The organism is Hymenobacter caeli, from assembly GCF_013294115.1.
GTDB lineage: Bacteria > Bacteroidota > Bacteroidia > Cytophagales > Hymenobacteraceae > Hymenobacter > Hymenobacter caeli.
Window position 1 is genome coordinate 52,716 of sequence record NZ_JABSNP010000017.1, and the last position, 24,864, is coordinate 77,579.

Here is a 24,864-nt window from a genome sequence, read left to right on the forward strand (position 1 = left end):
TGCCCGAATAACTTAAATGCCTGCCAAGCGCTAAACTGAGGGCGGCGGTCCGCAACGGGGTGGTCCGGTGAATTGCCCGAAGGGCTTCGTCGGACCACTCTGACTAAAAAATAGTGGCACCGGGGCATCGTCAGAGTGGCCCGACGACGGAAAAAGTCGCCGGACCACCCCGTTTCAGACATCTGCCAAACCAAAGAAGGGCAGCCAACCACAAATAGCCGGCTACCCTTCCTCGTTTAACAATTACTCAACTGCGAAGCCCGGCTAGTCGCCGTGGGCCACCACCTGCTTTTTCTCCACCTCATCCGCTTCGGGGTGGCCGGCCAGCACGGCCTGGGCCCGCTTTACTACGTTTTCCACGGTGAAGCCGAACTTGACGAACAGCTCCTCGGCGGGGGCCGACGCGCCGAAGCGGTTCATGGCGATGACGGCCCCCTCGTCGGTGGCGTACTTGTGCCAGCCGATGGGCGAGCCGGCCTCGATGGTCACGCGCTTGCGCACGGCGGGCGGCAACACCTGCTCGCGGTACGCTTTATCCTGGTGCTCAAACAGCTCCCAGCTGGGCATGCTCACCACGCGGGTGGGGGTGCCGGCCTTTTGCAGCTCGATTTGGGCCCCCATCGCCAGGGCCACTTCCGAGCCGGTGGCGACGAGGATGAGCTGGGGCTGGCCGCCGTCGGCCTCGCTCAGGATGTACGCGCCCTTGGCCACGCCCGCGCGGGCCGAGCCCAGCTTGGCCTGGTCGAGGATGGGCAGCTTCTGGCGCGAGAAAATGAGCACCACCGGCGACTTGGGCGTGGTCATGGCGATGCGCCAGGCTTCGGTGCTCTCGTTGGCGTCGGCGGGGCGCAGCACCACGATGTTGGGGATGGTGCGCAGGGCCAGCACCTGCTCGACGGGCTGGTGGGTGGGGCCGTCTTCGCCCAGCCCGATGCTGTCGTGGGTGAACACGAACGTGGCCGTGCTCTCGGCCAGGGCCGTGAGGCGGATGGCCCCGCGCATGTAGTCGCTGAAGGTGAGGAAGGTGCCGCCGTAGGTGCGCAGGCCGCCGTGGTGGGCAATGCCGTTCATGGCCCCGCCCATGGCGTGCTCGCGCACCCCGAACCACACGTTGCGCCGCTCCGGGTGCATGGGCTGGAACGAGTCGTCGCCCGACTTGTCCATCTCGTTGGAAGAAGCCAAGTCGGCCGAGCCGCCGAACATGAACGGTACCGATTTTTTGATGGCATCCAGGGCCTTGCCCGAGGCCTGGCGGGTGGCCAGCTCGCCATCAGCGGGCGTGTACACCGGTAGGTCTTTGTCCCAGCCCTCGGGCAATTTGCCGTCGAAGGAGAGCTGGAACATGGCGGCTTCGTCTTTGAAATCCTTCGCGTAGGCCGCAAAGTCGGCTTCCCACTGCTTTTGCAGCTCCGCGCCCTTCAGCCCGGGCTGCTTGAGGTGCTCGTACACTTCGGCCGGCACCTGGAACGACTGCTCGGGGTCGAAGCCGTAGAACTTCTTGGTGGCCTTCACGTTATCGGGGCCCAGGGGCGAGCCGTGCGACTTGCTGGTGCCGGCCAGCGGCGAGCCGAAGCCGATAATTGTGCGCACGGCAATAATCGAGGGCCGGTCCTTCACCGACTGCGCCACGCGGATGGCGTTTTCAATCTCGTCGAGGCTGTTGCCGTCCTGCACGTGCTGCGTGTGCCAGTAGTAGGCGTCGAAGCGCTGCATCGGGTTCTCGGTGTAGGCGAAGCTGGTGGGCCCGTCGAGCGAAATTTTGTTGTCGTCGTAGAGGTAAATCATCTTGCTGAGCTGCAAGTGGCCGGCCAGCGAGGCCGCCTCCGAGGCGATGCCCTCCATCAGGTCGCCGTCGCTCACCAGCACGTAGGTGTAGTGGTCCTGCACCGGCGCGTGGCCCTCTTTGTTGTAGAGCGCGGCCAGGTGCGCCTCGCTCATGGCCATGCCCAGGCCGTTGGCGAAGCCCTGGCCCAGGGGCCCCGTGGTCACCTCAATGCCGGGCGTGATGTGCGACTCGGGGTGGCCGGGCGTGAGCGAGTCCAGCTGGCGGAAGCGCTTCAATTCGTCCATCGGCAGGTTGTAGCCGTAGAGGTGCAACAGGCTGTACAACAGCGCCGAGCCGTGGCCCGCCGAGAGCACGAACCGGTCCCGGTTCGGCCACTTCGGGTCTTGCGGGTTGAAGCGCAGAAAGCGCGACCACAGCACGTAGGCCATTGGAGCCGCGCCCAGCGGCAGGCCGGGGTGGCCCGAATTGGCTTTTTGCACCATGTCCACCGACAGCAGCCGGATGGTGCTGACGCTCAGCTCGTCAATCGAAATTTGGGGGTTGCTCATGGTTGAAGCGAAGATGATTGGTGGCGCAAAGGAACGCGGGGCGGGCCGCCCGCGCCGCGTTCTCCTACGGATTTTCCGTTAGATGTACTGGTTGATAAGGCTTTCCAGCCACTCCTGCTTGCCGCTGCGGGGCGCGGGCTCGCCCGATCGGTGGGCGATGGTGCGCAGGTCTTCCAGCGTGAGGCTGCCCTGGGCAAAGGCCGCGCCGTCGCCCGCATCAAACGAGGCGTAGCGCTCCTGGCGGAACTTCTTGTAGGCCGATTTTTGCAGGATGTTGTCGGCCACCACCAGGGCCCGGGCAAAGGCGTCCATGCCGGCGATGTGGGCCACGAAGATGTCCTCCAAATCGGTGGAGTTGCGGCGCGTCTTGGCGTCGAAGTTGATGCCGCCGGATTGGAAGCCGCCGTGTTCCAGAATGATGAGCATGCTCTCCGTCAGCTCGTTGAGGTTGTTGGGGAACTGGTCGGTGTCCCAGCCGTTTTGGTAGTCGCCGCGGTTGGCGTCCATGCTGCCCAGCAGGCCGGCGTCGGCGGCCACTTGCAGCTCGTGCTGGAAGGTGTGCCCGGCCAGCGTGGCGTGGTTCACCTCCAGGTTCAGCATGAAGTCGTGTTCCAGCCCGTGCGCCCGCAAAAAGCCGATGACGGTGGCCGCGTCGAAGTCGTACTGGTGCTTGGTGGGCTCGGCCGGCTTGGGCTCGATGTAGAACTTGCCCGTGAAGCCCTGCTGCCGGGCGTAGTCGCGGGCCATCGTCAGGAACCGGCCCAGGTGGGCCACCTCGCGCTTCATGTCGGTGTTGAGCAGCGTCATGTAGCCCTCGCGGCCGCCCCAGAACGTGTAGCCCGCGCCGCCCAGCGCGATGGTGGCGTCGATGGCGTTCTTGACTTGCGTGGCGGCGTAGGCCACCACCTGGAAGTCGGGGTTGGTGCTGGCCCCGTTCATGTAGCGCGGGTGCGAAAATACGTTGGCCGTGCCCCACAGCAGCTTTACGCCGCTGGCGGCCTGGTGCTCCTTGGCGTAGTCCACGATGGTGGCCAGGTTGCTTTCGTAGTCCTTCAGCGAAGGGCCCTCGTCCACCAGGTCAAGGTCGTGGAAGCAGTAGTAGGGCGTGCCGAGCTTGGTGAAAAACTCGAACGCGGCGTCCATCTTGTCCTTGGCCCGGCCGATGACGTCGCCCTTGGCGTCCCAGGCAAACCGCTTGGTGCCGGGCCCGAACGGGTCGCCCCCGGTGCCCACGAAGGTGTGCCAGTAGGCCGTGGCGAAGCGCAGGTGGTCCCGCATGGGCTTGCCGGCCACCACGCGGCCCGCGTCGTACCACTTAAACGCCAGCGGGTTGTCTGACTCGCGCCCTTCGTATTTGACTTTGCTGATGCCTTTAAAAAATTCCGTGTTCGCCATGGGGGTGGGGGAATGGTTGGGGAAGGAAGCAGGAAGTGGCGGCGGGGCCGTGGGGCCCCCGCCGTTGGTTGAACGGAAAATAAACGCTTTCGGGGGCCCGGCCGGCCCGGGCGCGGGCCCTACGGCACCAGCGTTTTCCAGTCGGCGTAGGCCGCCTGGTACTGCGCCTGCAATACGGGCGTGGGCTCGACGGTGCTGATGCGCACCAGGCCGCTAAATGCCTCGGCCGGGCTGGCATAAACGCCCGCCCCGAGGCCCGCGCCGCGGGCCGCGCCCTGGGCCGCGTCGGTGTCGTACAGCTCCAGGGCCACGTCGCCGCAGTTCACGAAGGCCGTGCGGAACACCGGGCTCAGGAACATGTTGGCGCGGCCGGCGCGCACCGTTTGCACCCGCACGCCCGCGGCCCGCATAATGTCCATTCCGTAGTTGAGGGCGAACACGATGCCCTCCTGGGCGGCGCGGGCCACGTGGGCCCGGCCGTGCACGTTGAATTGCAGGCCGTGCAGGGCCGCGGCCGCCGGCCGGTTTTCGAGGATGCGCTCGGCCCCGTTGCCGAAGGGCAGGAAGCGCAGGCCCAGGGCCCCCACCGGGGCCTGGGCGGCCAGGGCGTTCAGCTGGTCGTAGGGCAGCTCGCCCACCAGCCGCCGCAGCCAGCTGTTGAGGCTGCCGGTGCCGTTGAGGCACAGCAGCACGCCGTTTTTGGGGGCCGCCGGGGTGCTGTTCACGTGCACGAAGGAGTTGACCCGCGAGCGGGCGTCGGCCGTGGCGGTTTCGTTGAGGCCGTACACCACGCCGCTGGTGCCGGCCGTGGCCGCCACCTCGCCCGCCCGCAACACGTTCAGCGAGAAGGCGTTGTTGGGCTGGTCGCCGGCCCGGTAGCTGATGGGCGTGCCCGGTGCCAGGCCCAGCGCCCGGGCGGCGTCGGCCGTGAGGTGGCCCTGCACGGCGAAGGTTTCGACCACCTCGGGCAGCAAATCGGCGCTGAGGCCGTAGTAGTCCAGCAGCTCCTGGGCCACGGCCTGCCGCTTGAAGTTCCAAAGCACGCCCTCCGACAGGCCCGACACCGTGGTTTGCATCCGGCCCGTGAGCCGGTAGGCGAGGTAGTCGCCGGGCAGCAGCATCTTGTGGATTTGCGCGTACACCGCCGGCTCGTTGTCCTGCACCCACTTCAGCTTGGAAGCCGTGAAATTGCCGGGCGAGTTCAGGAAGTTCTCCAGGCAAAACGCCTCGCCCAGCCCTTCAAACGCCTGGTTGCCAATATCGACGGCCCGGCTGTCGCACCAGATGATGGCCGGGCGCAGCACGCGCCCTTCTTTGTCCAGCAGCACCAGCCCGTGCATCTGGTAGGCGATGCCGATGCCGGCCAGCAGCGCGGCGTCGAACGGGTAGGCGGCCCGGAGCTGGGCGGTGGCGTTCACCACTTCCTGCCACCAGCGCCCGGGGTCCTGCTCGGCCCAGCCGGGGTGGGGCACGGCGATTTCCATCTCCTGCGCGGGCGAGGTGGCGGCCGCTACGCAGCGGCCGGTGGCCACGTCGAGCAGCGCGGCTTTGATGGACGAGCTGCCGAGGTCGTAGCCAAGGAGGTATTTCATGGGAATCGATGGGCGAATAGTACGTTGGCGAGGGGCGCTGGGGCCAACAGCTGCGCTGGGTGTAGGGGGCGTCCGCCGCGCCCCGGCGCTAACTGGGCGGGCCCTCGGCCAGGGCCCGGCGGATGCCGTATTCCAGGCCGCGCAGCTCGGCCAGGCCGCGCAGCCGGCCGATGGCCGAGTAGCCGGGGTTGGCCCCCGGCTGGTGCAGGTCGTTGAGCATCTGGTGGCCGTGGTCGGGGCGCATGGGCAGGGCGGGGGCGGCCGCACTGGTGGCCCGGCGGCGCTCTTCCTCGCGCACCAGGGCCCCCACCACGGCGTACATGTCCACGTCGCCGGCCAGGTGGTCGGCCTCGTGGAAGGTGCGCGGGTCGGCCTCGCGCCGGGTGGCCCGCAGGTGCACGAAGTGGATGCGGGGCCCGAAGCGCCGGGCCATGCCGGCGAGGTCGTTGTCGGGGCGCACGCCCAGCGAGCCGGTGCAGAAGGTGAGGCCGTTGGCCGGCACGTCGCAGGCGGCCAGCAGGCCGGCCAGGTCGGCCTCGGTGCTCACCACGCGCGGCAGGCCCAGCAGCGGGAAGGGCGGGTCGTCGGGGTGGATGGCCAGGCCCATGCCCAGCGCCTGCGCCACCGGGGCCACGGCCCGCAGGAAGTAGTGCAGGTGCTCGCGCAGCGCGGCCGCGTCCACGGCCGCGTATTCGTCGAGCAGGGCCTGGAAGCCGGTCAGCGCGAAGCTTTCTTCCGCGCCGGGCAGGCCCCGCAGCACGGTGCGGGCCAGCTGGGCGGCCGCGTCGGCGCTCATGCCGGCAAACTGCCGGCGGGCGGCGGCGGCCACGGCGGGGGTGTAGTCGGCCGCCGCGCCGGGGCGCTGGAGCAGGCAAAGGTCGAACATTGCCAGGTCCTGCCACACGAAGCGCAGGGCCCGCGAGCCGTCGGGCAGCGCGTAGGCCAGGTCCGTGCGCGACCAGTCGAGCATGGGCATGAAGTTGTAGCACACCGTGCGCACGCCGCAGGCCGCCAGGTGGCGCAGCGACTGCTGGTAGGCCTCAATATAGGCGTCGCGAGCGGGCAGGCCTTTTTTGATGGCCTCGTGCACGGGCAGGCTTTCTACCACGGCCCAGTGCAGGGGCGCGTGGGTGGCGTTGTCGGCCTCGATGAGCCGCTGCCGGGCCCGGATGTCGGCTTCGGGCCACACCGCGCCCACCGGCAGCTGGTGCAGGGCCGTCACCACGCCGGCGCAGCCCGCCTGGCGGAGGTCGAACAACGAAACGGGGTCCTGGGGACCAAACCAACGCATGGTGTGCAGCATGGGGGCGGGGGCGGGGCAAAACGGGCCGGGGCGGCCGCCCAAATGTAGCGGGCCCGGCCGGCCCGCCCGCCCCTCCACCGCCGGCCCCGCGGCCCCGAAACCGGCCCGGCGCCGCGCGGCCGGCGCGGCACCTCACGCCGCCTAGTGGCAGGCGGAAGCCCACGCCCAGCGCGATTTGCGAAGCTTGGTAAATAATAATATTCGGTGTTATTAAGCTAAAATAGCCGGAAAAAATAAAATTTTTGCCAGAATCTGGCTTCCGGATGAACTTTTAAAAAAAGTTGGTTAAACTTAGCTGTGCCAGCGTACTCCAACCGCCAAATTACTTCACCCCATCCCCTTATTATTACCGATAGCCATGCACCTTTTTTCCTTCCGCTCCCTTGCGCTGGCCGGCCTGGCCAGCGGCCTGCTCCTGGCCACCGGCTGCAAGCGCCAAGCCGATATGGTGACGCCCGACCAGGACGTGACCACCGCCGAAGACAGCAGCGACGCCGAGCGCGAAACCGCGCTGAGCACCGACGTGCTGGTGGCCGCCGCGCCCCAGGACGAAACCCAGAACGGCTCGCCCGCCCTGGCCGGCCTCGCCGATTTAATCCGCGTGTACGGCACCTGCGCCACCCGTACTTACGTGGCCGCTACCCGCACGCTCACCATCGATTTCGGGGCCACCAACTGCCTGTGCCCCGACGGGCGCTACCGCCGCGGCCAGATTGTGGTGCGCTTCACCGGCCTCGATCTTAAGCGCCACTCGGGGGCCGTGGTCACGCGCGAGAACTACTTCGTGAACGACAACCAGCACACGGCTACCCGCACCTTCACCGACCTGGGCAACGGCTCGTATTCGGTGGACGTGACCAACGGCAGCGTAATTTTTGCCAACAACGGCGGCACCCACTCCTGGACGGCCCACCGCGACTACGCCCGCACCGCCGGCTTCGGCACGCCCCAGGTATCGGACGATGTGTACAGCGTAACCGGCCAGTCGGCGGGCACCAACCGCAAGGGCGTCAACTACACGGCCACCATCACCAAGCCGCTCATCAAGCGCGGCGACTGCTACAAGTACTACGTGGCCGGCGTGGTGACCCTGGCCAACGACAAGGGCAATACCCTGGTGCTCGACTACGACCCCAGCGGCTCGCAGGCCTGCGACAACACCGCCAGCGTAACGGCCAACGGCTGGACGAAAATAATTACCCTCCGCTAGCGACCAGCCACAAACGCCTGCCTCGTCGTTCGCTTGTTATCCACGGTGTGGAAGCGCAAGGAGGCGTTTCTACACCGTGCGCAGGCCAATAACTGCCAACGGGCAACTTCCTGCCTTGGTTTACACCGCATAAAAAAAGCCCGGCCACATCGGCCGGGCTTTTTTGTGGGCTAGCGGGTGCCGCGGCTGTGGTGCGGGGCGGTTTTGGTGCCGCCTTTGTGCCGCCGGAACAGGTCGAGGAGGCTGCGCTTGTGGTGGGTGCGGCTCGAGCCGTGGTAGTAGGTGTACACCGGGCGGTGGTTGCCGGGGGCGGGGAAGCGGCGGGCGGGCGCGGCCGAGGCCGGCGCGGTGGCCAGCCAGGCGCCCGAAATGCAGACCAGCAGCAGAAGAAAATGACGCATGGGGGAGCAGAAAAAAGGTTGGAAGATGAGAGGCAGCGGGCCGGAAGCACGGGCCGCCAGCCAGCCCGTAAACCGCGCACCGGGAGAAAATATTGCCTATCGTAGGTAAACCGGTTAAAATACCGTGCCAAAACCAGCTTCTGCGGGCCGGCAGGTCGGTTTTGGCTTTCTTTGCGGGCATGAGATACCAAGTGCTTTCGGCCGCCGTGGCCGGTAACCTACTGGTGATGGCCTGCCAAACGCAAAAACCCGTGACTTCTGCCACCCCCGCGCCGGCCCCCGCCCCCGGTGCCGTGTGGCATTCTGACGCCTACACCGTGCTGCGCGACGGCGTGGTGCAGGGCCCCTACCGGGCCACGGCCGCGTCGGCCACCGCGCTGGCCTCGAACTACCACCCCCCGGCCCGGGCCCTGAGCCCAAGCATCGCCTTCAAGTTCAGCCTCAACGGCAAGGACAACGAGCTGGCCCCCGGCCAGAACCACAGCTTCGTGGCCCTGCGGGGGGCCGGCGCGGGGGCGGGGCCCCTCGAAACGCCCGCCATCCCCTTTGGCCAGCCGCCGGCCGTGGCCGTGCCGGGGCCCGACGGGGCCGCGCTGGCCCCGGGCACGGCCGTGAAGTTCCGGCTCGACCTGCGGCCCGTGCTGGCGGCGTTTGCGAAGGACGGGTTTTACACCACGTTCCGAGGGGAGAAAATTTACCGGGCCGACTTCAAGCACGTGTACGTGGCCGGCGACGTGGCCCCGCTGAGCTGGGACTTCGACAACCTCGGGCACAAGCCCGAGCTGGAGCTGAAGGACGGCGACGGCGACGGCATCTACGAAACCACGCTGGTGCTGGCGCCGCAGGACGCCAAAACCACCGCCCAGGAGTGGCACCAAACCCTTAACACCGACGATTTCCCGCAGTACAAGTCCGGCTACCCGCTGGCCGACGCCCTCTACAACCTGGCCCTGGAGGAGGCCCGCCGCGCCGTGGAGCCCGACAGCACCTTCCGCACCGGCAAGGAGTGGGCGGGCGTGTGGACGCGCGACGTCAGCTACTCCATCCTCCTGGCCCAGGCCACGCTGCAGCCCCAATCGGCCATGAAAAGCCTGCTGCGCAAGGTGGGCCCCACGGGCCGCATCGTGCAGGATACGGGCACCGGCGGGGCCTACCCGTGCTCGACGGACCGGATGATTTGGGCGGTGGCGGCCTGGGAAATTTACCTCGTAACCGGCGACGAGGCCTGGCTGCGCCGGGTGTACCCCATTGTGAAGCAGTCGATTGACGACGACCTCCAGAACGCTTATGACCCCGTGACGGGCCTGGTGCGCGGCGAGTCGTCGTTTCTGGACTGGCGCGAGCAAACCTACCCGCGCTGGATGCAGCCGGCCGACATTTACCAGAGCGAGGCCCTGGGCACCAACGCCGTGCACTGCCAGGCCAACCGCGTGCTGGCCCAAATGGCCCGCCAGCTGGGCCACGCCGATGTGGCCGCCGACCACGAGCGGCTCGTCAACCAGATCAGCCACGGCGTGAACCAGTACCTGTGGCTCGACAAGGCTGGCTACTACGGCCAGTACCGCTACGGGCGCGGGTTTGGCAGCGTGTCGCCGCGCGCGGAGGCCCTGGGCGAGGCCCTGAGCGTGTGTTTCGGCCTGGCCGACGACGCGCGGGCCAAAACGGTGGTGGCGCGCACGCCCACCGTGCTCTTCGGCATCCCCTGCATCTACCCCCAGATTCCGGGCATCCCGCCCTACCACAACGACGCCGTGTGGCCCTTCGTGCAGAGCTTCTGGGCCCTGGCCGCCGCCAAAACCGGCAACGAGGCCTCGCTCACCGAGAGCATGGCGGCCATCTACCGCCCGGCCGCGCTGTTCCTGACCAACAAGGAAAACTTCGTGGCCGGCACCGGCGACTTCGCGGGCACCCAAATCAACTCCAGCAACATGCTCTGGAGCCTTTCGGGCAGCCTGGGCCTGGTGTACAAGGTGCTGTTTGGGCTGACGTACCAGGTGGACCGGCTGGATTTCCGGCCCTTCGTGCCGCAGGCCTTCGCGGGGCCCCGCACGCTCACCAACTTCAAGTACCGCCGGGCGGTGCTCGACATTGAGCTGAACGGCTTCGGCAACGAAATTGCCGCCATCACCCTCGACGGCCAGCCGCTGCCCGGGGCGGCGGTGCCGGCCGCCCTCACCGGCCGCCACGCCCTGCGCATCGAGCTGAAAAACCAGGCCCCGGCCCCCGCGCCGGTCAACCGCGTGGCCAACGCGTTTTCGCCCGAAACCCCGCAGGTCGCCTACGCCAAAAACCACCTTAGCTGGGCCCCGGTGGCCGGCGCAAAGGCCTACAAAGTGCTGAAAAACGCGCAGCTGCTCACCGCCAACGCCAGCGCTGCCACCGGCTGGCCGGTGCCCACCGCCGCCTACGCCGAGTACCAGGTAATTGCCGTGGACGGCCAGGGCCTGGAGTCGTTCGCCAGCGAGCCCATCGCCGTAACAGGCGAGGGCACGGCGGCCCAGCAGGTGCAGCTCGAAACGCTGGCCCCCAAAGCCAAGCTGCCGTACCAGGGCTTCACGGGCGGGGGCTTCGTGGAAACCAGCCTTGCCAAAAACCCGGTCCTCGCCATCCCCGTCACGGTGCCGGAGGCCGGCCTTTACGCCCTCGATTTCCGCTACGCCAACGGCAACGGCCCCGTGAACACCGAAAACAAGTGCGCCCTCCGCACGCTGCGCACCGGCGCGGGGGCCCTGCTGGGCACCGTGGTGCTGCCGCAGCGCGGCGCGGCCGAATGGTCGAACTGGGGCTTCTCCAACCCGCTGCTCGTGCGCCTCGAAAAAGGCAAAAACGAGCTGCGCCTGGCCCTGGAGCCCGCCAACGCCAACATGAACGGCCCGGTGAACCAGGCCATGCTGGACTACCTGCGGGTGCAGCGGGTGCAGTGATGAGCCAGTGATTCTAAGCTCACGAAGCGGTTAAACCTGTTCCTGAACAAGAAAATAGCAAAACGTCCTGCCGAGCGTAGCTCAGCGGGACGTTTTGCTATTTTAGACGATTATTGTTTGGAAACAACGCTGTTCAACAATTCAATTTTGGCCGTCCTGCCGAGCGCAGCCGGGGCAGTCCGCGGGCAGCCGTAAACAGCACCCTGCAAGGAGGCCCGCGAGCTGCCTCGACGCTGTTCGGCACGATGCGCAGATGGAACGGCCTTCGGTACCCCACGGCCGTTTTGGCGTCGGCAACCAGTAGCGCGAAATTAGAGCGGTTTTCAAATCAGTGTACCGGGCCCTGTAAAACGGAGTGGTACTCCGTTGCCGTGCGAACGTCAAACGGAGTGCCACTCCGTTCTACAACCACGCGAGAAGCAGCTGTACATTGACTTGGAAACCGCTCTAGGTGACAGGAACGGTCCCTGACCGGGTGGGTTCATAGGTTGGTTGAACGCGCAGGGGCCCGCTCCGCAGCGGGCCGGTGGCATGAACCCTGGCGCGACCGTTGCCCTGGCTGCTCCAAAAAAGGCCAACAAAAAAGGCCCGCTGTGCAGCGGGCCTTTCTTGTCGTCAGCGCCTGAGCGCGTTGCGCTTACTTGCGCGTGGCCGCTTTTTTAGCGGGAGCCTTCTTGGCCGGGGCCTTCTTACGGGCCGGAGCGGCGCCTTTGGGGGCGGTTTTGCCCTTGGCCTTCAGCTCGGCTACCGTGGGGGCGGGGCCGTACTTGGCCTCCGCCGGGTTGGCTTCGCCCGTCAGGTAGGGGTCCATCTCCACGCGGCGGTTCAGGGCCTGGCCGGCCTTGGTCTTGTTGGAGGCAATGGGCTTGAGCTTGCCGTAGCCGCGGGCCTCGATGCGGGTGGCGACGATGCCCTTGGCGATGAGGTAGGCCCGGACGGCCTCGGCGCGGTCATAAGAGAGGCGCAGGTTGAAGGCTTCGTTGCCCACGTCGTCGGTGTGGCCCGACATGCCCAGGCTGTAGTCCGGGTAGTTGTTGAGCACGCTTACGATTTGGTCGAGGCGCTTGTAGGACACCGGCAGCAAGGTCGCCTTGTTGTAGGCGAACTGGATGTACTTGGTGGCCTCGTTGAGCACCTTCTTGTCCTCGGCCTTCATTTCGGGGCAGCCCTGGTTGCTGGCGGGGCCGGCGCGGTCGGGGCACTTGTCCTGGTAGTCGGGCACGCCGTCGCCGTCGGTATCCACGGGGCAGCCCGTGGCGTCCACTTTCACGCCAGCCGGCGTGTTGGGGCACTTGTCGAGGTAATCCGGCACTTTGTCGCCGTCCGTGTCCACGGGGCAGCCCGTGGCGTCCACTTTCACGCCGGCCGGCGTATTGGGGCACTTGTCGTCGGCGTCGGCCACGCCGTCGCCGTCGGCGTCGGGGCAGCCCTGCAGGGCGGCCAGGCCCTTCACGTCGGGGCACTTGTCCTGGTAGTCGGCCACGCCGTCGCCGTCCGTGTCGAGCGGGCAGCCGGTGGCGTCCACTTTCACGCCCGCGGGCGTGTCGGGGCACTTGTCTTTGCGGTCGGCCACGCCGTCGCCGTCTGTGTCCTTGGCCTTGCCAAGGTTAAACGTGAGGCCGGCCGAAAACTGGAGGTAGCGGTCGTACTTGTTCAGGATGGTGACGCTGTTGCTGCTCACCCCGTCGAGGCGGGCATCATCGGGGGTGATGATGAAGTGCTGGCCGGCCTGTAGGAACAGGCTGGCCCCCGGCGACAGGCGGAAGTCCAGGCCCAGCGCACCTTGGGCGTCAAACGCGCCATAGGTGTGATTGCTGATGACCGTGGGCCGGGCCCCGTTCACGTAGTCCGAGTTCACCCAGGTGAAGCCCGGCTGCACCAGGATGTAGGGGTGCACAAAGAACTCATCCTTGATGGGGAGCTTAAACTTAAAGCCCAGGCCGTACGACAACAGCTTCGCGTCGAAGCGCGTGCCACTGTTGTTGCCGCCCGTGTAGCCCGTGCCCGTGGGGTAGCGCAGCTTGGTGTAGTTGGCCGACAGGTTGAGGTCGAACCCCTTGCTAATGTAGCGGCTCAGGGTGATGCCCCCGCCAAACGGCGAATCCTGGGTGTTCCAGAACTGCGTGCCCAGGTCGCCCCGGTACTGCAGCGTGGTGCCGTAGAGGCTAATTGCCGTCTTGTGGTCGGCGTTCTGGGCCTGGCTGCGCGGGGCCGCCGCTAGCACGGTTAGCCCCAGCAGGGCCGCCCTATAGAAATGGTGTGCCATATGCTAAAAAATGAATTGTTATGCGCCTATTACGGTTCCGTGTCGAGAAGCGTTGAATTTATATTCAACAATGGTGTTTTGTTGCGTGGCCAGGCGTTCCGGAGCGGGCCAAAAAAGCGCTGCGGGGCAGTAAGTACGGGGGGCTTCCGGTTGGAATCGGCAACGCATTTTAGGCCTTTAATGAGAAGCAGAGGCCTTTTTGGGCGTTAAAAACTACGGTTGTACTGCTCGGGCATCCGTGCCCGGGAAGCGCGACTGTTGTTTGAAATTTCCTGCACTTTTTTTCCGGCGTCCCAGGCCGGGGGCCTGTTTCGGGCTGTTTGCCGCCGCGCAAGCCCGCCCCCGCACGCCGCCGGCTAGGGCGCTAGCACGGGCAGCGTCAGCCCCGACGGGTGCGCCGCGTCGTGGTAGAGGCGGATGGTGGCCTTCTGGAAATCCTCTGCTTTGGCGTTGGGGATGCTGAGGAACTGCTGCGGGTTGCGGTCCACGAGCGGGAACCAGGTGCTTTGCACCTGCACCAGCAGCCGGTGGCCTTTGCGGAAGGTGTGGAGCACGTCGGGCAGCTCGTATTTCACCTCGGTGGGCTGGTTGGGCACGAAGGCGCTGGGGTGCTCGAAGCTCTGGCGGAAGCGGCCCCGCATCACCTCGGCCCGCACCAGGCGCTGGGTGCCGCCCCGGGGCGGGCCCTCGGGGTCGGGCGCAGCCCCCGCCGCGTCGGCCGGCAGCACGTCGATGAGCTTCACGATGAAGTCGGCGTCGGTGCCGGAGGTGCTCACCCACAGGTCGGCGGCCAGGGGCCCGGCCACGGTGAGGTCTTCGGCCAGCGGCGCGGTCTGGAACACCAGCACGTCGGGGCGCTGGGCGGCGAAGCGCTGGTCTTCCACCACATACTCGTTGTTGCGCCCGGTGCCAACGCCGGCGGTGTAGGGCACGGGCCGGGCCGGGTCGCTCACGTATTCGTCGGCTTTTTCACCGGCGGCAGGGGCCGCGAAGGCCAGGCGGCCGGTCGCGCCGAAGTAGGCTATGCGGCCCGTGGCGGCGGCCGGGGGCCAGGCGGCGTAGCTTTTCCACTCGTTGGTGCCGGTGTCGAACACCGTGGCCTCGGCGGCGTTGAAGCCGCCCTTGTCCTTGAGGTAGTGGTTGAAAAACGGCGTTTCCAGCGTCTGGCGGTAGTACTGGGCGGTGTTGGCCCCGAAGCTCAGGGGCCCGAAGGTGCTCCAGTCGGGGCGGGCCCAGGCCCCGTGGGTCCAGGGGCCCATCACGAGGCGGTTGGTGGTGCCGGGGTTTTGCTTTTCGATGGCTTTGTACGTGTGCAGGGCCCCGAACAGGTCTTCGGCGTCGAACCAGCCGCCCACCACCAGCACGGCGGGCCGCACGCCGGTGAGGCGCGGGCGGATGTTGCGGGCCTGCCAGTAGGCGTCGTAGGTGTCGTGCTGCAAGTACTCGTTCCAGATGCGGGCCCGGCCGTTGAAGTACTGCGGGCCGTTGGCGTTTTTAATGGGCCCCAGGTCCAGGAAAAACTGGTAGGCGTCGGCCGGCTCGGCCTTGAACAAGGCCTCGTATTTCGCCAGCGGCTGGGGCCGGGGCACGTCGAAAAAGTTGGTGAACTCGAAGTTGTCGAGCAGGAAAAACGCCCCGTTGTGCCGGGCGTCGTCGCCCATGAACTCGTCCGTGACCGGGGCCTGGGGCGACACGGCTTTCAGGGCCGGGTGGGCGGTGGGCAGGCTGGCCGTGGCGTAGAAGCCGGGGTACGAGATGCCCATGATGCCCACGCGCCCGTTGTTGTCCGGCACGTGCTTCAGCAGCCACTCGATGGTGTCGTAGGCGTCGGTGCTCTCGTCGTGGGGCAGGGGCTGGCCTTTGGGGCCCCGGCGGCGGGCTTTATCGGTGGCGGCGGTGGGCAGGGCGGGCGTCATCTCCTCAAACTGCCCCTCGCTCTGGTAGCGCCCCCGCACGTCCTGGTACACGAAGATGTACCCTTCCTCCGACAGCTCGCGGCTGGGCCCGGGGCCCCGCAGGCGGTAGCTGCTTTCGCCGTAGGGCCCCGCCGAGTAGGGCGTGCGCGTCATCAGAAACGGGTAGCGGCGGCCGGGCGCGGCGTCGAGCGGCACGTAGAGCACCGTGTACAGCTTCACGCCGTCGCGCATCACGATTTGGCGGTCGAGCTTGCGGTAGTGCTGGCGCACGAAGGCCGAATCCTGGGCGCGGGAAGGGGCCGGTCGGGCCGGACCGGGTGCGGGCACCGGCGTCTGGGCCCGGGCCGAACCAGCCGCGGCCGCCAGCAAGAGGGCCGCCGCGAAAGCAAAACGAGTCATGCGGAGAAGTAAAAAGCGAATGAGCCCCCAAGTACGGCCCTGGCGGCTGTTGGCCCCATGAAACGCGCACGCCGCCGCGCGTGTTAGGCCAGCATGTGTGACCACCAAAAGCCCGCCGCCAACCTCAAGCGCTTCCTCGTGTACCTCGCCATCGGCGTAGTGGTGCTGCTGCTCGGCTATGGGCAAGCCGCGGCTGGGGCCTAGCGGGTGCTTTCGAGGCAGATAAAGTTACCTAACGGCCCGCGCTATTCCGCCGCCTCAGCCGTGGCCGCGTCGACGTGCGTGGGGGCCTCGTAGGTGTCGGCATACTTGAAGTCTTCGAGCCAATAGTCGGAGCTGATGACGTCGAACACCACGCTGGTGGCAGTTTTGTCGCTGGGCGTGATTTGCCAGAGGATGGCCGGGGCCTCGGCGAAGGTGGTGCCGGCCAGCTGGTCGCCGAAGAGGCGGTGCAGCAGGGCGCTGTCGGACAGGCCGGGGGCCAGCAGGCGCAGCAGCGGGGCCGCCGGGCTGTCGTCGAACACGGCCAGGTCGGCCGCGTCGGCGGCGGTCACTTTCACCTTGAACTCGACCGCCTGCGGGTGCGGGAATTTGCCGTTGTAGGCTTCGTAGAGCAGCTGCGTGGCGTTGAAAAAGCCTTCGTGCAACTCCAGGCGCGGGTTTTCTTCCCACAGCTTTTCGGTTTGGAGCTGGTGAGCCAGCTGGTCAATCTGGCCTTCCTTCAACTCGTCGGCAAACAGGTAGTCGAGCACGAGCTTGGCGGCGTCGGCGGGCTCCAGGTCGGTGAGCGACATCTGGCACATGGCCTTCAGCTCGGCGGGGGCGATTTCTTCGGGGTTGTCGTAGTCCATCTTGGCCAGCAGGGCCTTGTAGTCGGCGTTGTCCCAGGCGGTGGGCAGCGCGGCCAGGTGCTGGAAGGAAAGGCGTTCGACGGTGAAATTTGGCATCGGAAAATAAGAAAAGTGAAGAGAGCCGCCCGGGCCGTTTACGGGCAAAGCCGGGCAACAACCGAAACTGTGCGCTTTTTGCCGCCCTCACCGGCCTTCAGCGCAGCAGGTGCAGGGTGGTGTCGAGGCGCTGGGTGACGAGGAACTGGCGGGCCTGGAGGCGCAGCTGGGTTTGCTGCTGGCGCTGCTCGTCCTTCTTGAACAGGCGCACCTGGTACTTGGCGTCGGCGCTGGCGCGGCGCAGGTTCATGTAGGCGAGGCCGGGGTGGGGGCGCGGGGCCAGGGGCACGCCGGTCTGGATGCGCTCGATGCGCTTGCGGTTGTCGCCGAAAAGGGCCTGGATGGGGTTGGCCCCGATGTAGAGGTTGGCGCGGCCGTCGAGGCCGTAGGTGCCGCTCACGGCCAGGTTGGCGAGGTTGCTGTTGAGCACCAGGTCGGGAATCAGCACCTCGCCCCGGTCCAGCACCAGCTGCGTGCGCACGGGCTCGAAGTACAGGTGGCCGCTGCGCTCCTTGCGAATCATTTTCAGGCCCTCCGTCAGGGCTTCCACGCCAATCAGCTCCAGGTTGCGGATATCGGCCTGGAGGTAGGCCCGCGTCTGGGCGAAGCTGGGCAGAAAGGTGGCGTCGAGGTCGGTGTGCAGGTCACCGGCCAGGCGCACCGTGCCCCGGATGTTTTCGCCGCCCAGCACCCGCAGGTGCATGGCCCGGGCCACGTCGAAGAACTCCGACAGCTGGATGTTGTCGAGCCGCGTTTGCACGTGCAGGGCGTGGTGCTCGCGGCCCTCGTTGGTTTGCAGCACGCCGCGCAGCCGCACCTGGCCCCCGAAGGCATCGGCCGCTACGCTGTCGAGGTGGGCCGCGCCGTCGCGCAGGTGGGCCGCCAGCTGGAACTGGCGGCCGCGCACCGCCGCGTAGCGCACCTGGTCGGCCCGCACGGTGAGGGTGGCGGCCAGCACGCCGTTGGCCAGCATCGAGGCCCGGGGCGGGCCCACCAGGCGGGCGCGGCGGGCGGTGCGGCGCGTGCGGGCCACCTGCCGGGCCACGCGCCGGGCGGGCGTCACGAGGCTATCGGGCGGGTTCAGCACGGCCAGCAGCTTCAGCAGCTGCTGCACGTCGAGGGTGGCGTAGCGCAGGCTCACGTCGGCGGCGGCGGCCGTCAGGCGCAGGCCGTCCACGATGGCCGAGGCCGTGGCGCGGCCCTGCCCGCCCTGGGGCATGGTGGCGGTGAGGTAGGGCATATCAAGCAGCGAGTCTTCCTTCACTAGGCGCAGGCGCAGGGCCCGCAGCAGCTCGCCGTTGGGCAGGCGCACGGTGTCGATGGCGCAGTCGAGCTGGCCGTCGGAGGCCAGCAGCAGCTCGCGCAGGGCGGGCAGCGCCGCGCGTTTACGGAAGCCCGGGCTGCCCGGCGCGGCACGGGGCACGGGGGCCAGCCGGGCCAGCAGCTGGCGGTAGGGCAGCGTGCCGAAATGCACGGCCAGCTGAAAGCTGACGGGGGCCACGTCGGTGGCCGCCGCGTCGGTGGGCCAGGCCAGGTTGCCCTGCACCTCGCCGCCGTAGAGGCGGCCCGTGAGGCCCCGCAGCTGCACCCGGTGGCCGTCGTGGTACACCCGCACGAACAGGTTGGTGAGCGTGTCGGCGGGCAGCAGCAGCCGCCGGCAGTGCAGGGCCACGCTCAGGCGCAGGCCCGGCGGAATGAGGCCGGTGCCCAGCGTGGCCGTGAGGGCGGCGCGGGCCTGGGCGCGGCGGGCGGTGCGGGCCGCGCTGGGCCGCGCGGGGCCCCCGGCCGGGGGCCGCAGCAGCTCCCGCAGGCGGGCCACGTTCAGCTCGTCCACCGCAAAATCGCCCTGGATGGTGGTGGTGGCCGCCTGCCCCGTGAGGTAGCCCAGCAGGTGGGTGGTGGTGGCCGAGGCCCGGAAGCGCATCCCGTCGAGCACGCCCGACGCGTCCGACAGCCGCCAGCTGCTGTCTTCGATGCCGATGCGCACGTTCAGGCCCGTGAGGCGGGCGTGGCGGGCGGGCAGCAGCAGCTCGGCGTCGCGCAGCACCACTAGGCCGCGCACGTCGAGGTTGCGCTGCAAGGCGGCCAGCCGGGTGCGGTTGGGCGGCGGCCGCAGCAGCCCCCGAAAGCGCACGTCGAGGGCGGCCGTGCCGCGGCGGGCCTGCCACAGGCCCCGGGGCGTGAGCAGGGCGGCCAGCTCGGGCAGCTCGGTGCGCCCGCTCAGGCGGCCGCTCACGTAGGGCTGGCGGAAGTTGCGCAGCACCAGGGCGATGTCGAGCTGCCCGGCCGGCGTGTAGATGCGCGAACGCTCTAAGGTGAGGGTGGTGGTTTCGGGCCGGTGCCCGGGGCCGTTGTCGTAGGTGGCGGCCAGGTCCCAGTGGCTGATGCGGCGCGACGAGTCGGGCCAGGCCAGGTTGGCGTCGCGCAGGGCGAAGGCGAGCAGCGTGCGCGGCCGCACGGTGGGCCCGCTCGCCCCCACGATGCGGTAGGTGATGTGCGCCTTGCTCGGGCTCACGGCCCCGGCCAGGTAGGGGCGCAGGCGCGGCGGCAGGGCCGTGCCCAGCACCGCCAGCAGGGGCTGGTTGCCCTCAAAGCGCAAATCGAGCTGGGTGCCGGTGGGCCGGGAGGGGTCCACGGTGTGGGTGCCGCGCAGGCGCACGGTGTCGCCGCGCAGCGTGAAGCGGGCGTCGTCGAAGGTGCCCTGGCGGGCGGCGAAGGCGTAGTGGTAGCGCACCCGGGCCTGCACCGGCTCGTGCAAAAACAGCGTGCCGATGGGGTTGCGCACGGAGTCCAGCTCGCCCGCCAGCGTGCCCTGCACCCGCAGCACGCCGCCCGCCAGCCGCGCCGCCAGCCGCGCCGTGCGCACCCGGGCCCCGATGGCGCTGTGGGCGAAGCCGTTGGTGGAAACGATGCTGAAGTTGTTGATAATCAGCGAATCCAGGTCCAGGGCCAGGGCCGGGGCCTTGCCGGGGCCGGGGCGGCGCTTGCCCCGCAGCCCCCAGCTGTGGCCCAGCGAATCGACCTGCTCGCGCAGGGCCACGTCGCTCAGCACCACGCGGCTCACCTCCACGCGGCCGTGCAGCAGGGGCCACAGCTCGAGGCGGGCGTCGGCGCGGCCCAGGCGCAGCACCGGCACGGCGCGGCCGTGGGCGGTGTCGGTCAGGGCCAGGTGGCGCAGCGAGGCCGTGAGGTGCGGGAAGTCGCGCCAGGGCGAAAACTCCACCTCGAACGGCCCCAGCACCAGCTCCGAGCCCCGGGCCAATTCCTGGCGCACGCGGGCCGCGATTTTCTGGCGGCCGTAGCTACTGCCCAGCAGCCACGCCCCCCCGGCCGCTGCCAGCAGCACCAGCAGCACGCCGGCCAGCAACACGTGGCGCAGGGGGAATTTTTTCATGAGCACGGGCACGGGCCGGTAGGGCCCACATACGAAAATCAGCCGGCCACCGGCTTACAGTCAGCCAGTAGCTTTTAGCGGCTAGCTATTGGCTTTCGTTCGATAAATCAATTACTTACACAATTTTCACCGGCTAATTAAATTTAAACGACTACTTGCGCGGCACTACCTAAACGTAAAGTCTACCCGAAAGCTTGCGTAGGCGGCCGGGCGCAGCACCTCGGCGGCGGCATCGGTGCCGGTGCGCACGGGCAGCACGTAGTGGCCCGTCACGGCGTAGGCCCACGGGTAGCGCGTGTAGGCGAGGGGCAGCGTCAGCTCGTAGCCCATCAGGCGGGGGCGGGCCGTTTCGTCGGGCACGGTGCTGGCGTTGTTTGCGCGGCGGCGGCGCGTCGGGGCCGCCGCCACGGCCCCCGGGGCCACGTAGGTGCCGCCGTAGCGCAGCAGGGCCAGCGGCGAGCCGTAGTACACCTCGGCCCCGGGCGTCAGGCGCACGTCGTCGGCCCCCAGCCAGTGAGCCTTTTTCACGGTGCCGCTCAGCAGCACCGACACGGTTTGGGCCTTTTGCTGCTGGAAGAAGAAGTTGTAGTCCACGGCCAGGCTCAGCGGGCCCAGGGCGTAGGCGGTGTTGGCCTCGAAGCCGTTATTGATGCGGGGCTCGTCGCTGCCCAGTTTCTGGGTGTAGAACACCCGGTCGAGCGACACGGAGTACGTCCAGGCCGGCATGAATTCGTTGGCAAAGCCCACCTCCACGTCCGTAAACGAGTAGCGCGGCGGGGCGCTCTGCCGGAAATAATAGCCGGCTATCTGCCCGTAAAACCCGCTCGGGTGGCTGTACATCACGCTCGGCGTCAGGGCCAGGGCGTGGTCGCCGTACTCGCGGCCCAGGTAGTAGGTACGCTGGTCGGCGTCGAGGGCCACGGTCCACTCGGCGGTGTCGGGGGCGGCCATCGGGCTGGGAGAGCCCTTGCTCTGGGCCCGCAGCTGGTGGGGAAGGGATAGCAAGGGAATAATTAACAGAAGCAGGTATTTCATGCGGGCAAATAATTAGCAGATAATAGCTGTATTTAGGTTGTTTTCACCGCAGAAGACGCAGAAGGCTTCGCGGAGGAATCGCAGAAAAACAACTTCTGCGATTCCTCCGCGAAGCCTTCTGCGTCTTCTGCGGTGAAAACACCTGTGCTGAAATCCGCCGCAAGCTCAGCACAACTTTCAATTTTGCGTGGAATCAATTCATAGGTCTGCCGGATAATTAAAATGCGCGGGCTCCAACCCCGCCGGGGCCCCCAGCGCGGCCAGCGCCCCTTGGTGGCCGGGCCCAGCCGCGAAGCTGGCTAAATACGCGCCCGCCGGGGCCACCAGCCGCCCGGCCTCCGCTTCCAGCACCGAAAACCCTGCGAACGGCAGCGATAACCCCATGCCCAGCGCCTTGGCATAAGCCTCCTTGCGCGTCCAGATGGTGTAGAACAGAGCCTCCCAGGCCGCCCCGGACGCGGTGGCCCGCAGGGCGGCTTGCTCGGGCCCCGAAAACAGGTCCTGTACCAGGGCCAGCGCGTCGGTCATGGGCAGCAGGGTTTCCACGTCGGCCCCCACGGCGCAGCAGTTGGCCACGGCCAGCAGGGCCCGCCCGGCCCGGTACGACAGGTTAAAGTCGAGCCCGGCAGACAGCGGCAGCGCGGGCTTGCTGCGCGGGGCCCCCGCCGCGAAGGCCACCGCGGCCGCGGCCGTATCTAAATATCGCCCCAACACCGCCCGCAAAAAGCCGTGGGCCCGCCCGTAGGTCTGACGCAGCGCCCCGGTGCGGAACCGCGCCTGCCGCGCCCGCTCGGCTTCGGATAGGGATGCTTCGGCCGGGCCCCAGGCGGGGTATTCGGCGGCCAGGTCGGCGTGCCAGCAATGCAAGAACGGGGCGGGCATGTAGCGGGTGACGGGGATACGGATGGACTACTAGCGCAGGGTTTAAGCAATAGGATCTTTTAGATTTGCTCACTCCTCATAAATCAAGTGAAGCAGCTTGCGAGCATTCGACATCTGCTTTTGACCGGCTCAATCATAGGGGAAGCATACACTACCATCTCTAGCATAAAGAAACATGATACATTGAAAAAAAATTTAAAATTGTGAAGCATAAATGATCGAGTAAATCCTATAATTATTAATTATTTTTTCCGCTTCCTGATTTCGGTTCTGCGTAAAATAATTTCAAAATCATCTGAATTAATTATCTTTTCGACATTAGTGCCTCTGTTGATGCAATGTAAAGACATTCTATATTTGGAAAAACCGTCAGTGTAATACCTGGGTAAAATTTTGGTATTATATGAAATAGAAGTTTTCTCACCAGGTTTTAAGGTTTGTATCTTATAAGTAGCTACCATTTCTCTAGTTGGGTTCATTATGTCTGTATCTGCCGCTCCCCAAAAACCATCAACAAAAACATCTAAATCTATGTAGTAATTTATTGCGTCTAATGTATTATTATCAAAGATAATATTAACCGTGTCTCCATAATTAACACGAGATTTATCCAATTTAATAATTAGGCTATCTTGCGCGAACATCATGATAAAAATAATGGATAAGTATTTCATTGTATTAGTTTAAATAAAATAAATAAATTTGAATAAGATGCCGTAATTAACTAAAAAACTTTTAATATTTGTCCAAGCGGTAGATATTTCATCCTTCCATTGGTTTGGAGGCGCGTAGAATTGCTATTCTCTTTGTATAAACCTCCCCGAATTAAGAGATAGTAAAAAATAGAGTCAAGTTGATTATTATTGAACCATGAATTTTAGTGAGCGTCCAATCCTAGTTCTTGCCAACTTAATTTAAGCGGATTAATTTAAGCGGAAAACTGACGCGCTAACCAAAACGCACCACTATCACCCAACATCCCTCATCACCCCCCGGGAATAAACGCGCACGGGATGCCCTGCCAGCGGGTGTTGGCTGGCAGGGTTTCGCCCTTCATCAGCAGCGAGAGGCTTTTGAGGACGGCTCCGGGCCCGATTACCGAGTCGTAGAGCGGAAACAGGTAGATTTATGAATAGCAATAAGTAAAACAACCTGTTCATAGCTCGATATTATTTAGGTTATGAGGTTGCTAGCATGAATTGCCTTCTTTTGCAATCAATTGTAGCATCATTTAAAATAATGCATAGAATAGCAATATTGTCAACGAAATTTCACTGTAATAAATTACTACAATGAAAATATAAAATTCAATTAATAAATCCTTTATCAATAACTTAAAAGTAAAAAAATGGTGTTTGATATCTCATATAATAGCTTCAGCGGAGATACTACCATTAGCAGCAACGGATCGATTATCTTTGCTGGCAGCAGTAAGAAACATTGGTTTGCAGAAAAATGGATGTTTTATGAAAAAGATAAACTTAAAGACAAGCTAGTTGCTGTAGTTCGATTATATAGTAAATGGTTTTCACAATCAGCCATGTTAAAAGTTGCAGTGGATTACCATGACCTTAATGATTTAATCGATATATATTATCGTAGCCATTTCTTATTTTCTTATTCGATTGATACTTTTTGGGGTAATAAGAAATACATTGTTTACCCGCACAATGACGACAAATTTTCTATTTTTGTTGATGAAATTCAAATAGCTTCATTGAGAAAATTGAACCTCAATAAATTTTTCACGAGTGATTGGCAATTAAAAATCACTGACAAAGCTGATTTTCGCGCGGTTATTTTATTAGCTTACGCGTCATTTATATTAGGAGACAAGCGCTTTGATAGATTTGGAGATTATTCCGATGTTAATTGGGTTAAAGAATCAAAAAAATTCGACAATAACTGGGACCCTAATAACTCTTAATTTTCCACGATCAACGTTTCATACATTTTTTGAAAGACATTCCTGTTGGAGGCATATTCCCCTTCTGGTTCATTCAAGGCAATATAATCCAGAGATATGACTTCGTCATTGTGTATGAGAAGCATGATACTCGTACCCAAATTTGTTGAGTGTGTGTAAACTATGCAATCAAGTATTGCAACAGAGTCCCCTGAGATTGTGCCGGTCGATCGAGAAATTATTCGTGCTTTGAGGTAATCTCGTTCTACAGAAGCTAAAACAGATTCCGAAATTTGCTTAAGTGAGTATTTATTGCGTGCTGTAAATTTTAAAACTGCATTACTGCGAAACTTTGAACTTGAATCGCCATTTTCCTTGAAAGAGGTGGCGTCTTTGGATAAGACACTGGTAGTCCAGTTAGTTGGTATTTCCATACGCATTTTTGTGCCTTCGTGCTCGATGCGAGCTGTTTTATATTCTTTTGTGCGAATAACTTTGCCATGATCACGGCTAACAACTTCATTCGCGTCTTTGCGGTCGCTCTGACAACTAATTGTCCACATTGCGACCAGCGCACAGACAAGATTGACTTCCAATTTCATATGATTTCTCTTATAAACGATTTATCTTGAATAGCCAATTTTAACTTGTATGTCTGCACCTAAAACTAATTACCCACCGCCCCCCAATGTTACTACATAAAAGGGTTTTTCACTAAGAGGTGTTCCATTCAATTTCCCCAAAATCACTGGAAGCCTCCCTGGGAAAAATGTCGGACCTTCCGCTTTTTTAGAATTCTTCATGCCTATTATTAAATCCCAATGGTGTAAACTTACCCGAATTAAGAGCCAGTCAAGAGTAGATTCAAGCTGATTGCTATTGAATCTTGAATCTTAATATGCACCTACTTAATATGTACCTAACCCTAATTATCACCAACTCATTTGAGCGAAAAACTGA

The 24,864-nt window shown here is 64.2% G+C and carries 16 protein-coding genes; 3 read left to right on the forward strand and 13 right to left on the reverse strand.

Features of this window, described 5'->3' with window-relative positions; all coding sequences use genetic code 11:
• Positions 1–264: 264 nt before the first annotated feature.
• The 4 genes from tkt to uxuA all read right to left on the reverse strand — a co-directional run bounded on the left by tkt (position 265) and on the right by uxuA (position 6,624).
• Positions 265–2,334, reverse strand: a complete 2,070-nt coding sequence (gene tkt / locus HNP98_RS16355) for a transketolase (protein ID WP_173811243.1) — start codon at positions 2,332–2,334, stop codon at positions 265–267.
• A gap of 78 nt (positions 2,335–2,412) precedes the next feature.
• A complete protein-coding gene (xylA, locus tag HNP98_RS16360) occupies positions 2,413–3,729 on the reverse strand; it encodes a xylose isomerase (RefSeq protein ID WP_173811244.1) in 1,317 nt (438 codons plus the stop codon).
• Between the two features lie 119 nt (positions 3,730–3,848).
• The gene (locus HNP98_RS16365; protein ID WP_173811245.1) at positions 3,849–5,321 is read right to left on the reverse strand and encodes a xylulokinase; all 1,473 of its coding nucleotides are present in this window, start codon (positions 5,319–5,321) and stop codon (positions 3,849–3,851) included.
• 88 nt (positions 5,322–5,409) lie between these two features.
• Positions 5,410–6,624 carry a mannonate dehydratase gene (gene uxuA, locus HNP98_RS16370; protein WP_173811246.1) on the reverse strand — a complete coding sequence of 405 codons (1,215 nt, stop codon included), beginning with the start codon at positions 6,622–6,624 and terminating at the stop codon, positions 5,410–5,412.
• Positions 6,625–6,982: 358 nt separating this feature from the next.
• Here uxuA and HNP98_RS16375 point away from each other — a divergent pair, with 358 nt between their 5' ends.
• The gene (locus tag HNP98_RS16375; protein ID WP_173811247.1) at positions 6,983–7,834 is read left to right on the forward strand and encodes a hypothetical protein; all 852 of its coding nucleotides are present in this window, start codon (positions 6,983–6,985) and stop codon (positions 7,832–7,834) included.
• A 170-nt stretch (positions 7,835–8,004) separates the two neighbouring features.
• On the opposite strand, the gene HNP98_RS16380 is transcribed toward HNP98_RS16375, so the two are convergent.
• The gene (locus HNP98_RS16380) at positions 8,005–8,235 is read right to left on the reverse strand and encodes a hypothetical protein (RefSeq protein WP_173811248.1); all 231 of its coding nucleotides are present in this window, start codon (positions 8,233–8,235) and stop codon (positions 8,005–8,007) included.
• Between the two features lie 179 nt (positions 8,236–8,414).
• Here HNP98_RS16380 and HNP98_RS16385 point away from each other — a divergent pair, with 179 nt between their 5' ends.
• Positions 8,415–11,159 (forward strand): alpha-L-rhamnosidase-related protein, encoded by a 2,745-nt coding sequence (locus HNP98_RS16385; protein WP_173811249.1) that lies wholly within the window; start codon positions 8,415–8,417, stop codon positions 11,157–11,159.
• A 637-nt stretch (positions 11,160–11,796) separates the two neighbouring features.
• On the opposite strand, the gene HNP98_RS22380 is transcribed toward HNP98_RS16385, so the two are convergent.
• The 7 genes from HNP98_RS22380 to HNP98_RS16420 form a co-directional block, all read right to left on the reverse strand.
• On the reverse strand, positions 11,797–13,425 hold the full coding sequence (locus HNP98_RS22380) for an OmpA family protein (RefSeq protein ID WP_173811250.1): 1,629 nt from the start codon (positions 13,423–13,425) through the stop codon (positions 11,797–11,799).
• A gap of 356 nt (positions 13,426–13,781) precedes the next feature.
• Positions 13,782–15,740, reverse strand: a complete 1,959-nt coding sequence (locus HNP98_RS16395; protein WP_173811251.1) for a CocE/NonD family hydrolase — start codon at positions 15,738–15,740, stop codon at positions 13,782–13,784.
• 245 nt (positions 15,741–15,985) lie between these two features.
• Positions 15,986–16,687 (reverse strand): hypothetical protein, encoded by a 702-nt coding sequence (locus HNP98_RS16400; protein WP_173811252.1) that lies wholly within the window; start codon positions 16,685–16,687, stop codon positions 15,986–15,988.
• Between the two features lie 97 nt (positions 16,688–16,784).
• Positions 16,785–20,081, reverse strand: coding sequence for an AsmA-like C-terminal region-containing protein (locus tag HNP98_RS16405; protein ID WP_173811253.1), 3,297 nt, complete (start codon positions 20,079–20,081; stop codon positions 16,785–16,787).
• A 165-nt stretch (positions 20,082–20,246) separates the two neighbouring features.
• Positions 20,247–21,116 carry a hypothetical protein gene (locus HNP98_RS16410; RefSeq protein WP_173811254.1) on the reverse strand — a complete coding sequence of 290 codons (870 nt, stop codon included), beginning with the start codon at positions 21,114–21,116 and terminating at the stop codon, positions 20,247–20,249.
• A gap of 198 nt (positions 21,117–21,314) precedes the next feature.
• On the reverse strand, positions 21,315–21,998 hold the full coding sequence (locus HNP98_RS16415) for a 4'-phosphopantetheinyl transferase family protein (RefSeq protein ID WP_173811255.1): 684 nt from the start codon (positions 21,996–21,998) through the stop codon (positions 21,315–21,317).
• Between the two features lie 242 nt (positions 21,999–22,240).
• The gene (locus tag HNP98_RS16420; RefSeq protein WP_173811256.1) at positions 22,241–22,672 is read right to left on the reverse strand and encodes a hypothetical protein; all 432 of its coding nucleotides are present in this window, start codon (positions 22,670–22,672) and stop codon (positions 22,241–22,243) included.
• A 674-nt stretch (positions 22,673–23,346) separates the two neighbouring features.
• Between HNP98_RS16420 and HNP98_RS16425 the strand changes: the two genes are divergently transcribed.
• Complete coding sequence (locus HNP98_RS16425; protein ID WP_173811257.1) at positions 23,347–23,925, forward strand: hypothetical protein; 579 nt, start codon at positions 23,347–23,349, stop codon at positions 23,923–23,925.
• Here HNP98_RS16425 and HNP98_RS16430 read toward each other — a convergent pair.
• Entirely contained in the window at positions 23,922–24,506 is a 585-nt protein-coding gene (locus HNP98_RS16430; protein ID WP_173811258.1) for a hypothetical protein, read from the reverse strand. The two genes, HNP98_RS16425 and HNP98_RS16430, sit on opposite strands and share 4 nt — an antisense overlap.
• Between the last annotated feature and the right edge of the window lie 358 nt (positions 24,507–24,864).